Here is a 14,021-nt window from a genome sequence, read left to right as displayed (position 1 = left end):
GGCGATGAAGCATGAGCATGCTGTCGGCTGATCCGCGGACCCTGGCCCGCGAGGCGTACACCTACCTCTACCCGATGGTCATGATGGACGTCACCCGCCGGCAGGCCACCTCGCCCCTCGCGGCGGAAAAGGCGGGCTACGGCCCGCCGAACGAGTTCCACCACCTGCGCGAGTTCCCTTCCGCGGAGTTCCGTGCCGTGGTGCGGCCGAACTTCGACACGCTGTACTCCAACGCGTGGCTGGACCTGACCGGCGGCCCGGTGGAACTGCATGTGAGCGACACCGCCGACCGCTATTTCATGCTCCCGTTGATGGACATGTGGACCGACGTGTTCGCCACCGTCGGCGCGCGCACCACCGGGACCGGCGACCAGGACTACCTCATCGTCGGACCCGACCACGACGCCACTCCCCGGGACGGTGTGACGGTGCTGCGGGCACCGACGCCCTACGTGTGGATAATCGGCCGGACGCAGACCAATGGCCCGGCCGACTACGAGGCCGTCTGGGAGGTCCAGGACGGCTACACCCTGACCGCAGTTCCTCCCCGCGGGTACGACGACCTCGACAGCGACATCGATGTCACGGCCGACGCGCTCGCCCTGGTGAACGCGCTCAGCGCGGTCGACTTCTTCAGCTGGGCCGCCGAGGCGCTGGCGGTCAACCCGCCACACGCTGCGGACTTCTCCGTCCTGGCCCGGATAGCGAACCTCGGTATCGTGCCGGGCCAGAAGTTCGATCCCAGCCGGTTCACCGAGGCCGACCTCGCCGAGATCGACGCCGGCGTGCAGGAGGCACTCGCGGAGATCCTCGGCTCGATGGCGGGCTTCGGCGTGGCGGCCAACGGCTGGCGGACCTCCCTCGACACCATGGGCGTCTACGGCAACAGCTACTTCAAGCGCGCCGGGGTCGCCGCGGGCGGCCTCGGCGCCAATCCTCCCGAGGACGCCGTCTACCCGGTCCTGGTCGCCGATGCCGATGGCGACCCCGTCAACGGCGACAACGACCACCTGCTCAGGTTCGAGGCCGCAGCCATGCCCCCGGCCGGCGCCTTCTGGTCGGTGACCATGTACGACGCCGAGGGCTTCCAGGTCGCGAACGAGATCAACCGCTTCGCCCTGGGCGACCGCGACGACCTGGTCCACGACCAGCAGGACGGCTCGCTCACCCTCTACATCTCGCAGCACAACCCGGGCCCGGACCGGGAGGCCAACTGGCTGCCCGCCCCGTCCGGTCCGCTGGGGATCACCATGCGCCTCTACGCACCCGAGCCCGAGGTGCTCGACGGCACCTGGAACCCGCCGGTGGTCACCAAGGCATGACAGCTCGTTCCACGAGGAGTGGTCCACCAGGTCTTCTACCCGGTGATCTGCTCCGGCAGGCTCCCCGAGTGCGCCCTGATCCTGTTCCGGACGACTTGCCATCCGGGTTGGCCGCGCTCGGGGGTGCCGGGCCCCGCCGGCCTTGATCGACCGGTGCGTGCCCTTGGGTCCGGATCAGGCGGCGGTGCGGCTCCGCTCAGTCCGTCGCGCCCTGCGAGCGTCCAAGGATGGCATGAACGATCTGGGCACGGTCCGGTCCGTTGCCGTTCACGATCAAGCTCGGGTCCGGTCGTGTCCGGAAGGGACGACAAGCCTGCCCATCCGACCCCTTCCGGGGCTGGTTGCCCCTGAGTCCCCGGTGGGCGCCGTACGGTGTTGCTCCTCGGCCGCCCGCAGATATCAGCGGTTTGTGGGCGGCGCCACGATGTCGGACCGGAAGCCGAAGACCGTGCGGTGCTGGTGGTCGGTGGCGCACCGGTCCGATGCGAGGGGTTGAGCGTTGCGTAACGGCGCCGACGGGCAACCGGGGCTCGTGGTCCTGCGGGGCCACATGTAAGGAGGAACACGCTTGTCACGCCAGGTACTTACGGTCAGCCCGGAGGGACCCGACGGCTTTCGGACGATCGGTGAGGCGTTGGCCAAGGCGCGCAGTGGCGCGGTGGTCAGTGTGGCTCCAGGGACGTACGCGGAGAGCCTGACGATCACCACCCCGGTCACCATCGTGGCGGCACAGGCTCGTGGGAGTGTGCAGATAGCCCCACGCCGTGGAAGTGCGCTGGTACTCAAGGCCGAAGCGGTCATGCTCACCGACCTGGTGTTGCGCGGACGCGACGAGGAACTGCCGGTCATCGACGCGCCGCGCGGCCAGATGGCCATGCAGGGCTGCGAGATAGCCGGCTCCGCCTGGACGGCTCTGCTCGCCCGGGCCGGCGGCTCGCTGGCCCTTCGGGACTGCCGGGTCAGCAATCCGGGCGGCGCCGGAGTGGTGGTGACGTCGCCCGTGGAGAGTTCCCTGGAGTCCTGCAGCATCGAACACCTCGGCACCTCCGGTGTGGTCGCCGGCGAACGGGGCCGGATCACCCTGCGCGGCTGCGTCGTCCGAGACGCCCGTGGCAACGGTGTACTTGCCAACGGAGAGGCCCGGGGATCGGTCGAGGAGTGTGACATCTCCTCGACCGACAAGCCCGCCATCGCTCTGGAGGGCCACAGTTCGATCCGGGTGCTGCGTACCGTGGTGCACGACACCAGCACGGGAGTCCAGCTGGCCAGCCGGGCCGCTACGGAACTTGAGGATGTGCGCGTCACCGGTACGACCGGCGTCGGCATCGTGGTCAGCGGCGGCAGCGACCCGGTGGTCCGGCGTTGCCGTACGGCACGTACCAAGAGCCATGGCCTCCTGGTCACCGACCGCTCCCGGGGGACGTACGAGGACTGCTGGCTGGACGCAGCCGAGGCCCCCGCACTCCGGGTGAACGGACACGCCTCTCCGGTCCTGGTCGGCCTGACCGTCCGCGACTGCGTGACGACCGCGGTCCTGCTGGAGGAGGGTTCGGCCGCCGAACTGGACCGGCTCGATGTCACCGACGCCCTGGGCACCGGCATCTCCATCCACACCGGAGCCGACCCGCTCGTCAGGCGTGCCCGCATCAACGCGCCGCGCGGCCACGGTGTGGAGGTGGCGAAGGACGGCCGGGGCCGGCTGGAGGACTGCACCGTGGAGCGGGCCGGCGGCTGTGGCGTCAGGGCCGAGGACGACGGCAACGTCTACATCGGGGGCGGAGCCGTTCTCTCGCCCGGTGCGAGCGGCCTGTCGATCGGCGACGACGGCATCATGACGGTGCGGGACCTGGAGATCACCGGGGCTGCCGAGTCGGGCGTGACCGTCGAGGGAGGCGGGGACATGACCGCCACTCGGCTCCGGGTGGCCGGCAGCGGGCGCCACGGTGTCCTGGTCTCGGACGGCGGACGCGGCTCGTTCAACTCCTGCGAGATCGGTGGCAGCGCGGACGACGGCCTGCGGGTCGACTCCACCGACCCGGTGTCCGTGGTCAACTGCACCGTGCGGGACTGCGGTGGCGGGGGCCTCGTCCAGTCCCGGCCCGGTGACCGGCTGGCCGTCGACGGACTGACGAGCACCGGCAACGGCAAGCGGGACGCCTGGGGCGCCTCCGGTCCCGACGGCGCCGGCGCCGCCGGGCAGGGTGGCGCCGAGGGCGAGGACGCCCGGCTCGCCAGAGCGGACGGGCCCCTCGCCGCGCTCGACGCACTCATCGGCCTGGACAACGTCAAGCAGCAGGTGCGTACGCTGGTCAACCTCACCCGGATGGCCCAGCGCCGCGCCCGACTGGGCATGTCCGCCCCGCCGATGGGCAGGCACCTGGTGTTCGCGGGCCCGCCCGGCACCGGCAAGACCACCGTCTCCCGGCTGTACGGGGCGATTCTGGCCGAACTCGGCGCTCTGCGCTCGGGACACCTCGTCGAGGTCTCGCGAGCCGATCTGGTGGCTCAGGTCATCGGTGGCACGGCCATCAAGGCCACCGAGGCATTCAACCGGGCCCTCGGGGGCGTGCTGTTCATCGACGAGGCGTACACGCTGCTTTCCGACGGACGCGGCTCCGGCGCCGACTTCGGCAGAGAGGCCGTCGACACCCTCCTCAAGCTCATGGAGGACCACCGCGATGACGTGGTCGTCGTCGCAGCGGGCTACTCCGCCGAGATGGAGGCGTTCCTGGCGTCCAACCCCGGCCTGGCATCACGGTTCTCCCGGACGGTGGAGTTCGAGAACTACGCGGTGCCCGAACTGGTGGCGATCGTCGAGAGCATGTGCGCCGGTCACCAGTACGAACTCGGTGGCACCGCCCGCAAGGCTCTCGCCGTGCACTTCGAGCGGATGCCCAAGGACGCGACCTTCGGCAACGGCCGCGCGGCCCGCCAGGTGTTCGAACAGATGGTCGACCGCCAGGCGTCCCGGCTGTCCGCGCTCACCGACATGACCGACCAGGACCTCCGGCTCCTGCTTCCCGAGGACATCGGGGAGGAGGCAGCCCGCGGGGTCACCGGCGAGGCCGCCGGCAGCCCTGACGGCGACCCGCTGGCGCGGCTGGGAGACCTGGTGGGCCTGGCGGCCGTCAAACGCGACGTCACGGACCTCGTCAACCTCTTGTCCGTCACCCGCCAGCGGGAGGCCGCGGGGCTGCCCGCACCGCGCATCAGCAACCACCTGGTCTTCACCGGTCCGCCGGGCACCGGAAAGACCACGGTGGCACGGCTCTACGGCGAGCTGCTGGTCTCGCTGGGCGTGCTGCCGAAGGGCCAGCTCGTGGAGGTGGCCCGCGCCGACCTCGTCGGCCGGTACGTCGGTCACACGGCGCAGCTCACCCGGGAGGTCTTCGAACGGGCTGTGGGCGGGGTGCTGTTCATCGACGAGGCGTACACACTCACCCCCACCGGTACGGGTTCCGGATCGGACTTCGGGCAGGAGGCGGTGGACACACTGCTGAAGCTCATGGAGGACCACCGGGATGAGGTCGTGGTCATCGTCGCGGGCTACACGCAGGAGATGGAGCGCTTCCTGACCTCCAACCCGGGCCTTTCCTCCCGCTTCTCCCGCCGGGTGCAGTTCGACGACTACTCCTCGGACGAACTGGTCACCATCGTGCGCCAGCACGCGGTGACCTCCGGATACGAGTGCGGTCCGGGCACCGGCCAGGTGCTGCGCACGTACTTCGAGTCGCTTCCGCGCGACCGGGCATTCGGCAACGCGCGACTCGCCCGCCAGGTACTGGAAGGCATGATGACGCGCCAGGCGGGGCGGCTGAGCTCGATGGCCGCCCCTGGACTGGAGGACCTGCGTCTGCTGCTTCCCCAGGACGCGCTGTTCGGGGAAGCGGTGTCCCGGTGACCGAGGCCGGGAACGGCCTCCGTTCCCGCCCCGACCCCGGAGCGGGATCCGCGGGGGTTGTTCCACGCCCCTTTCGTTCCGAGGATGAACACCATGCGCCGCCCCAGGCTCCACCACGCGTTGCCGGCCCTTGCCACCGTGCTCTGCGCGCCCATGGCGGTGATCGGGGCGGCACCCCAGGCCGGCGCCGTGCCGGGGGACCCCGTACGACTGCCCGTGATGCCGTCCCGGCTGGCGTCCGGAGCTTCCTGCACCGGTGACTCGGACACGGTGGCCGAGGCCGTGCCCTGGGAGCAGCAGAACCTGCAGCTGACCCGGAGCCGGCGGTTCGCTACCGGTGCCGGGGTGACGGTCGCCGTCGTGGACACCGGGGTGTCGCTCAAAGCCCCCGCTCTGGCGGGCCGGGTCACCGCCCTGGGCGGGGCGGGCAATGACTGCGTGGGCCACGGCACTTTTGTGGCGGGGCTGATCGCCGCCGCCCCCATGGAAGGCACCGGCTTCTCCGGAGCGGCGCGGCAGGTACAGATCGTCGCCGTGCGGGGCACGGACGAGCGGGGTGTGGCGAGCGACGCCACGGTCGCGGCCGGCATCAACGCGGCGGTGGACGCCGGGGCCAAGGTCATCGCGGTCTCCCCGGCCCTGGCACAGACGTCCTCCAGCCTTCGCGACGCCGTCTCCTACGCGGCCCGCCGCGACGCGCTGATCGTGGCCGCCGCGGTGCCCGACGCCCCCGGGGACGGTACGTCCTCCGCCCCGCCGCCGGGGGACTACTGGCCGGCGGCCGAAGCCGGCGTCCTGTCCGTCGTCGACGTCGACGTGCAGGGGAAGCGCCCGCAGGGCGCGTACACGGCCCGGCACGCGGACCTTGCGGCGCCGGGCGACGGCGTGATGAGTGTCGGTCCCAGTGGCCGGGGCCATTTCATCGGCTCCGGAGCGTCCTTTGCCGCCGGTTACGCCGCCGCGGCAGCCGCCATGGTGCGGTCCGCCCACCCCGGCCTGTCAGCCGCTGAGACGGCACGCAGACTGATCACCACCGGGTACCCGGCGGGCGTGCCCCGCCTCGACCCGTACGGTGCGCTGACCGCGGTTCCGGGCGCGTCCCCCGAAGGTGCGGCGCAGGCCGGCGATTCCCGGCCGGTGCGTCTGGAGACGGACGAGGCGGGCGCCCGCGCGACGCGACGCGCCCTGCTGTCGGCGGGTGTGGGCGCCGGACTGCTCCTGGTGGTCACCTGGGCCGCCGTGGCTGTCCCGAGGGGCCGTGCCCGCGGGTGGCGTCCGGCCGGGAACGAGGCGTCGCCGCCCGACTGAGGCACGGCGTGACGGCCGCCGGACGCGCGACCCCTTCATCCCGGCGCCCGATCCCAGCCCGATGCCAGCCCGATTCGAGCCCGCTCGGCGCCCGATCCGGGCCGCTCGTCGTTCCTGCCGAGGGCCCGCGCCGGACGAGACCGGCGGTACGGCGCGGGACGACACCAGCGGTACGGCTCGGGACGACACCAGCGGTACGGCGCGGGACGCCGGCGAGGCGGGGCGACATCCGTCCGGGAGGAACGGAGACGGCGCGGACCCACCGCGGCAGGACAAGAGCGCCGGGACACGACGACGGCCGTTCACGGCAGGCGTCGTGTCCCGCTGGGCGTGGAAGGTTACTGCCCGTCGGGCTGCTCCCCGTCCGGCTCGTCCAGCACGGCGGTCTGCATGAGCAGGGCCTTGCGGCGGGCGATGTACTGCGCCCGCCCGGGCGGCAGGTTGCGCGGCTTGGTATTGCCGAAGACGAAGCCCTCCGAGGGCGGGCACGACATCAGGACACCCGGGGTGTTGGCCTCGTCGAGGCGCCTGAGCAGCTGATCGTTCAGGCCCCGGCCCGCACCGGTCGCGGCCCGCATCACCACCATGTGCAGCCCCACCTCGTGCCCCAGAGGGAGATGGTCCAGGAATTCGTCGAAGGGGTGGGCCACGCCGAGACCGCCGGCGACCATGTCGTAGTCGTCGACGAGGACGAACAGCCTCGGTCCCTGCCACCAGTCCGCGAGGCGCATCCGGGACGGAGTGATCTCCGGCCCCGGCACCCGGGTCTTGATGGCCCGGGCAGCCCCGTTCACCTGCGTCCGCAGGGCGTCGAGCGATACCGCGTGCCCGATCCGGTACGCCTCCGGTATCGCCTCGACCAGCGTGCGACGGTAGTCCACCACCAGGATGCGTGCCTCACTGGGACTGTAACGGGAGGTGATCGCCTGGGCGACGAGCCGCAGCAGGTTCGTCTTGCCGCTCTCCGTGTCGCCGACGCCGATCAGGTGAGGCGTCCGGCTGAAGTCGTGCCACACCGGCGAGAGGGTCTCCTCGTCGAGACCCAGCGGAACCCGCAGCCCGTCAGCCAGTTCCGGTTCCGGCAGCTCCGAGACGGGCAGCCGGTGCGGCAACGTCCGTACGGGCGGCGCGGAGGGGCCGGACCAGCACCCGGCGACCCTTTCCACCAGATCGGCCACGCCCTCCGTGAGGTCATCGGCGCTCTCCCGGCCGTCGATGCGGGGCAGCGCCGCGAGGAAGTGCAGTTTGCCGTCCACCGTCAAGCCGCGGCCCGGACTGCGCGGCACCGTCTTCGCCTTGCGGATGTCGACAACCGAGTCCATGGCATCGCCCAGCCGCAACTCCAGCCGGGTGCCCACCTGGTCACGCACCTGGCTGGACAGCTCCATCCAGCGTGCCGTGGTGACCACCAGGTGGACACCGAAGTTCAGGCCTCGGGCGGCGAGCTGATTGACGACGGGAACCAGCATGTCGAAGTCCTGGCGGAAAGTCCCCCATCCGTCCACGACCAGGAAGACGTCACCGTGGGGCTCGTCCTGGAACTCGCCGGCCGCGCGACGCCTGCGGTAGGTCGCCATCGAGTCGATGTTGTGGCTCAGGAAGAACTGCTCACGCTGGTTGAGGAGGGTGTTCACCTCGGCCACCGTACGGTTGACCCGCTCGGCGTCGAGCCGGTTCGCCACGCCGCCGACGTGAGGCAGCCCGGCCAGCGAGGCCAGCGTTCCGCCTCCCAGGTCCATGCAGTAGAACTGCACCTCGCGAGGGGTGTGGGTGAGCGCGAGAGCGGCGATCAGGGTCCGCAGCACCGTCGACTTCCCGCTCTGCGAGCCACCCGCGACCGCGACGTGCCCACCGCTGCCCGAAAGGTTCACCACGAGCGGCTCGCGGCGCTGTTCGAACGGCTTGTCCACCACACCGACCGGCACCTCCAGCCGGCCGGCCCCCGGCCGGCCGGCGCAGACCAGTCCGCGCTCGGGTTCCTCGGCCAGTCCGGGCAGCAGCCCGTCGAGGCTGGACGGCAGGTCGAGCGGCGGCAGCCACACCCGCAGGGCCGGCGGCCCGGCGTCACGCAGGCGCTCCACGGCCAGCGACAGCAAGGTGTCCGCGTTCTCCTCCTCCGCTTCCGTCTCCGGCTCCGGTTCCGCCTGCTGGGCCGGTGCCCGGGGCACCACGAAGTCCGCAGTCCACGGCACCACCTGGCTGGCGGCCCGCGCCTGGACCACCGCGCCCCGTCGGGACCGGTACACGCCCGACACATACGCGGCCCGGAACCGGGTGAGTTCCTCCACGCCGCTCTTCAGGAAGCCGGCCCCCGGCTGCGACGGCAGCTGGTAGGCGTCCGGGACTCCCAGCACCCCGCGGCTCTCCATCGCCGAGAAGGTGCGCAGACCGATGCGGTACGACAGATGGCTCTCCAGCTGGTGCATGCGCCCCTCGTCCAGGCGCTGCGAGGCGAGCAGCAGATGCACGCCCAGGGACCGGCCCAGTCGGCCGATCATCACGAACAATTCCATGAAGTCACGGTGGGCGGACAGCAGTTCGCTGAACTCGTCGACGACGACAAACAGGCTCGGCAGCGGCGCCAGCGGTGTTCCCCCGGCACGCGCCTTCTCGTACTCCAGGGCAGAGGAGTAGTTGCCGGCCGATCGCAGCAGCTCCTGGCGGCGCATCAGCTCACCGTGGAGGGCGTCCTGCATGCGCTCCACCAGGGCAGCCTCGTCCGCCAGGTTGGTGATCACCGCCGAGGTGTGCGGCAGGCCGTCCAGGCCCAGGAACGTGGCCCCGCCCTTGAAGTCCACCAGGACGAAGTTCAGTGTCTCCGAGGAGTTGGTCAGCGCGAGAGCCACCACGAGGGTGCGCAGCAACTCGCTCTTGCCCGAGCCCGTTGCGCCGATCAGCATGCCGTGCGGCCCCATGCCGCCCTGCGCCGCCTCCTTGATGTCCACTTCGACCGGCGCACCGTCGGCGCCCATCGCGACCGGCACCCGCAGCCGGGCCGCCCCAGTGTGACGCCGCCACAACGCGTCCGGCTCGTGACGGTGCAGGTCGGAGATCCCCAGCAGAGTCGTCAGCTCCATGTCCGTGCTCAACGGCTCGGCGGTGTCGGCGGTCAGACTCATCCGGTACGGCGACAGCATCCGGGCCAGTGCCCCGGCTCCGGCCAGGCCGACCGAGTCGGGGCGGCCCAGCAGAGTCGACTGCTCCTTGCGGCTGCGGTCGGTGCGCACCAACCGCACCCCGTCCGGCCGCACGTCCAGCCGCAGCGTGGTACGCCCCGGACGCCAGCGCAGGGCCCCCGACAGGTCGATCACGACCACGTTGCGAAAGCCCGCGCCGTCGAGCCGGTGGCCGACGGGCACCTGGCCCCCGTCCACCACGATCACGGTGAACGGCTCCTCACGGCCGGGCACGGCCTCGGGATCAAACCCCGGCCGCTCGGTGAACTCCGCACCCAGCAGGTCCTGAAGGCCGCCGAGGTCGGAGGCCACCATGCGGAGCGGTCCCGCGCCGTCGTGCTCGTGCGGGTGCAGGTTATGCGGCAGCCACTTGACCCAGTCCCACTCCGCCCGGCTCTCGTCGCTCACGCACAGTGCGATCCACAGGTCCTCCGGGGCGTGGAACGTGGCCAGCTGGCACAGCACGGCCCGCGCCAGCGCACGGACCGCCGCCTCGTCGCCCCGCAGCAGCACCCGGGCCCAGGACCGCAGGTACAGCGCGATCGGCTGATCGGGAACCGTGCTGTATGCCCGCATGAACCGGCGCAGCGCGTGTGCGCACATGGGGTCGAGGTCCTCCACGGGCTTGGCCGACACCGGGGACAGCTGCATCGCCAGCTGCTGATCCCCGACGGCCACCCGCACCTCGGCGAAGTCGTCATCCTTGGCGCGCCGCTCCCACAGCCGTGTCGTCCGCACCATCGAACGCAGCGTGCGGGGCGCGGGATGGCGCCACGCGAGTGCCAACTGCTGCTCCACGACCGCCCGGTGCACCTTGCGCCGGGTTTGGGACAGGTAGCGCAGATAGTCGCGGCGCTCGCCGCGCAGGCGCTGCTTCCGCTCACCGCTCTTGCGTATCACCTGGCCGACCATCATGACCACCGACCCCAGGACCATTACGCCCATCGCCACGTACGTCAGTGCACCTCCGCCCCCTCCGGGCCGGATGTAGGCCAACATCATGGAGCCGGACATCATCCCCATCGGGAGATAGGTCCACACCGCCGAACTGTCCGGAACGGTTTCCGGCAGGGTTGGCGGCTCCTGGAGGGACAATTCACCCTCGGGCATTTCTGGCCCCCGCCGGCGGGCAGGGCGGCGGAAGAGTACGGCACTCAAGAAATGGGCTCCCTAACCGTGGCACGCGACCATAGTCGGGCCAAGAGCGATAATCCCCGCGCGCGGTCACGAACACTTCGGGGTGTCAGTAGTCTGCATGCGTTCAACTCCCAATACCAAGCTCGCGGATGAAATTCCCGGGAAAGCGTGGTCTCTGCGATGACTGACAGTTCGGGGACGGCCCTGTGCCGTCTCACCGTCCGTACCCCCGCCAGGACGGTGGACCTGGCGGTTCCCGCCGACGTGCCCGTCGCCGATCTCCTGCCGACCCTGCTGCGTTACTCCGGCGAGGAACTGGAGGAGAACGGCCTGGACCATGGCGGCTGGGTGCTGCAACGGCTGGGTGAGCGGCCGCTGGACGAGGAAGGCACCCTGGAGTCCCTCGACCTCAAGGACGGCGAGGTCCTCTACCTGCGTCCCCCTGCCGACGCGATACCCGAGGTGCGGCTCGACGACCTGGTCGACGGCATCGCCGAGGTCACGCGTGAGCGGCTGCACGGCTGGAGTCCGCAGGCCGGCCGGCGGATGTTCCGCGGCGCCGTGGCGGTCTGCGTGCTGACCGCCCTGGCGGTTCTGGCCTGGCCGGGCGGCCCCGTGCTTCCCCGCGTCGTGATGGCAGCCGTGGCCGGTCTGCTGCTGCTGGCCGGAGCGGCCACGGCCAGCCGGGCGGTGGGGGACGCGGCAGCCGGCGCGACACTCGGCTTCCTGGCGGTGCCCTGCCTGGCGCTGGCGGGCTGGCTGCTGCCCGGCGGCGCCATCTCCGGCCCCGACGCCCACCATGTGCTCGGGGCCCGGCTCTTGGCGGCGGGCGCGACGGCCGCCGGAGGGGCTGCGCTGGCGGTCGCCGCGGCGGCTGTGTACACCCCGCTCTTCGCCGCCGCCGGGACCGTCGCCATCACCTCGGCCGCCGCCGGAGCGCTGATGAGTGTCCTCGATGTGCGGGAGGACGGAGCCGGCGCCGCGGCAGCCGCGGCGGCCGTCGTCCTCGGCGGCTTCGTACCGGCCCTGTCCTTCAAGCTCGCCGGCATGCGGATGCCCCCCTTGCCCACGAGCCCCCAACAGCTGCAGGAGGGCATCGACCCCTACAGCGGCAGCGACGTCGCCACCCGGACCGAACTCGCCGGCAGCTGGATGACGGCCCTGTACGGGGCGACCGGCGCCGTCTGCGCCGCCTGCCTCGCCGGCCTCGTCCGATCGCCCGGCCTCGCCCAGGCACTGACCGCCGGCACCCTGTCGCTGCTGTTGCTGCTGCACGGGCGCGGGATGGTCAACGTGTGGCAGCGTCTGACCCTGGTGCTTCCGGGCCTGTGGGGGGCCGTGCTGCTCGCTTTGGGAATCGCGGCCCGGCTGTCCCCGGCCGACCGTCCGGCGCTCGTCATGACACTGCTGGCACTGGCCGCCGCGCTGGCGGTCGCATCCTGGACGGTGCCCGGCCGGCGGATGGTGCCGTACTGGGGCCGCGCGGCCGAACTGCTGCACTCCACTCTGGCGATCGCCCTGCTGCCGCTGACGCTGTGGGTGCTCGGCGTCTTCGGCGCCCTCCGGTCGATCAACGGCTGACCGGCCCAGAGAACCGGAAGGAAACACGATCCCATGCAGTCCAAACGCGACCAGGTCCAGGCCCATACCTTCGCCATGGGCAGGCTCACGTCCGGCATGCTGCTCGCCGACCCCGATGCCCCGGAGAGCCCGCTGGCCCGCACCAACCGCGGCACGGTCATCGGCCTCGTCCTCGCCGTGATCATCGCGGCGGGCGCCGCGGTGTACGGGCTGGTCTCGCCCGGCGGCAACACCTCGTGGCGGACCTCGGGCACCCTGATCGTCAACAGGGACACGGGCGGCCGGTACCTGTATCTCGACGGCCGCCTCAGGCCGGTACGCAACTACGCCTCCGCCCTGCTCATCGGGGGGCGGAAGCTGAAGACCACCGACGTGCGCACCGCCTCACTGCGCGGGACGCCCGTCGGAACCCCCGTCGGCATACCCGGCGCCCCGGACTCCGTGCCGGTGGCCAAGGAACTGGACGGTGGAGCCTGGCAGGTCTGCTCCGCCCTCGGCCGCCCGGCGGGAACCGCTGCCACCGGGGAGACGGCGGTGACCACCCTCGTAGCCGGAGCCCCCGTGGACGGCCGGGCCTTGGCCACCGGCCAGGGGGTCGTCGTGGCCGGTCCGGACAAGATTTCGTACCTGGTCTGGCAGGGCAGCCGACTCCGCCTGGACACAGCCTCCGGAGCGGCCGTCTCCCTCGGCTACGGCTCCGTGACCCCGCGCCCGGTGTCCGCCGCGTTCCTGAACTCGCTCGCCCCCGGTACGGATCTCGCGCCGCCCGCCGTGCCGGGCCGGGGCACTGCCGGGCCGTCGCTGGGCGACGTGCGCAGCACGGTGGGCCGGGTGTACGTGGTGCGGGTTCCCGGGTCAGCCCCGAAGTACTACCTGCTCCAGAAGGAAGGCCTGGAGCCTCTCACGGCCACCGGGGCGGCCCTCGTCCTCGGCGACCCGGCCACCCGTGAGAGCGCCTACGCCGGCCACTCGCCCGAGGCCGAGACGCTGGGCGCCGACGTCCTCGGGAAGCACCTGTCACCTGGGGAGGGGACCAAGCCCGCCGCCTCCGAGGCTCTTCCGGACTCCCCGCCCCGGGCGGTCGGCGTGCCGGAGGGCATGGCGCTCTGCGCCCACGTGGGCTCCGTGGACGGACTGGTCCGCATCAGTACCGTGCTGACGCCCAGCGGATCACTGACCCCGGTGGCCCAGGCGACACCCGGGGAGTCGGCGGAGGCGTGCCTGCCGGTGGACGCCGTCGTGGTCCGGCCGGGCCGGGGTGCGCTGGTGCGGGCACTGGGCGCGGGCGGCACGGCGGTGGGCGACACGACCTACTTCGTGGCCGAGGACGGCGTGAAGTACCGGGTGCCCTCCGGCGCAGCGCTGAAGGCACTGGGGTACGCAGACTCGGACGTGGTGAAGCTGCCCTCGCCGCTGCTGTCCATGCTGCGCTCGGGACCGGACCTGGACCCGGGCGCGGCCGCGGCCGGCGGTATCCCGGCGACCACGCCCCCCGTCTGCGGGAAGACCGCGGGGGAGAGCGGCCCTTCGCCGGCCACCGGGAAGGCTTCGGGGGAAACGGGCAAGCCGCCTTCCCCCGAAGCCGGGTGAGGAGCG

The 14,021-nt window shown here is 71.9% G+C and carries 6 protein-coding genes; 5 read left to right on the top strand and 1 reads right to left on the bottom strand.

Annotation, left to right across the window (positions count from 1 at the left end):
• Positions 1 to 11 precede the first annotated feature (11 nt).
• From ACFY15_RS16005 to ACFY15_RS15995, 3 genes are all read left to right on the top strand, one after another.
• Positions 12 to 1,322 carry a DUF1254 domain-containing protein gene (locus ACFY15_RS16005; protein ID WP_390825638.1) on the top strand — a complete coding sequence of 437 codons (1,311 nt, stop codon included), beginning with the start codon at positions 12 to 14 and terminating at the stop codon, positions 1,320 to 1,322.
• Between the two features lie 568 nt (positions 1,323 to 1,890).
• The gene (locus ACFY15_RS16000; protein ID WP_390825637.1) at positions 1,891 to 5,223 is read left to right on the top strand and encodes a right-handed parallel beta-helix repeat-containing protein; all 3,333 of its coding nucleotides are present in this window, start codon (positions 1,891 to 1,893) and stop codon (positions 5,221 to 5,223) included.
• A gap of 93 nt (positions 5,224 to 5,316) precedes the next feature.
• Entirely contained in the window at positions 5,317 to 6,531 is a 1,215-nt protein-coding gene (locus ACFY15_RS15995) for a S8 family serine peptidase (RefSeq protein WP_390825636.1), read from the top strand.
• Positions 6,532 to 6,869: 338 nt separating this feature from the next.
• On the opposite strand, the gene eccCa is transcribed toward ACFY15_RS15995, so the two are convergent.
• Positions 6,870 to 10,817: a type VII secretion protein EccCa gene (gene eccCa, locus ACFY15_RS15990; protein WP_390825635.1), complete on the bottom strand. Its 3,948-nt coding sequence runs from the start codon at positions 10,815 to 10,817 to the stop codon at positions 6,870 to 6,872.
• Positions 10,818 to 11,024: 207 nt separating this feature from the next.
• On the opposite strand from eccCa, the gene eccD reads away from it, so the two are divergent.
• The gene (eccD, locus tag ACFY15_RS15985; RefSeq protein WP_390825634.1) at positions 11,025 to 12,425 is read left to right on the top strand and encodes a type VII secretion integral membrane protein EccD; all 1,401 of its coding nucleotides are present in this window, start codon (positions 11,025 to 11,027) and stop codon (positions 12,423 to 12,425) included.
• A 33-nt stretch (positions 12,426 to 12,458) separates the two neighbouring features.
• Positions 12,459 to 14,015, top strand: coding sequence for a type VII secretion protein EccB (gene eccB / locus ACFY15_RS15980; protein WP_390825632.1), 1,557 nt, complete (start codon positions 12,459 to 12,461; stop codon positions 14,013 to 14,015).
• Positions 14,016 to 14,021 lie beyond the last annotated feature (6 nt).

This window comes from Streptomyces sp. NPDC001373 (assembly GCF_042895815.1).
Lineage (GTDB): Bacteria > Actinomycetota > Actinomycetes > Streptomycetales > Streptomycetaceae > Streptomyces.
This window is presented reverse-complemented; position numbering and strand designations above follow the sequence as displayed.

Excerpts from the sequence above, each read along its gene's own strand:
- ACFY15_RS16005 (WP_390825638.1), top strand. The coding sequence starts at position 12 with ATGAGCATGCTGTCGGCTGATCCGCGGACCCTGGCCCGCGAGGCGTAC.
- ACFY15_RS15995 (WP_390825636.1), top strand. The coding sequence starts at position 5,317 with ATGCGCCGCCCCAGGCTCCACCACGCGTTGCCGGCCCTTGCCACCGTG.
- eccCa (WP_390825635.1), bottom strand. The coding sequence starts at position 10,817 with ATGCCCGAGGGTGAATTGTCCCTCCAGGAGCCGCCAACCCTGCCGGAA.
- eccD (WP_390825634.1), top strand. The coding sequence starts at position 11,025 with ATGACTGACAGTTCGGGGACGGCCCTGTGCCGTCTCACCGTCCGTACC.
- eccB (WP_390825632.1), top strand. The coding sequence starts at position 12,459 with ATGCAGTCCAAACGCGACCAGGTCCAGGCCCATACCTTCGCCATGGGC.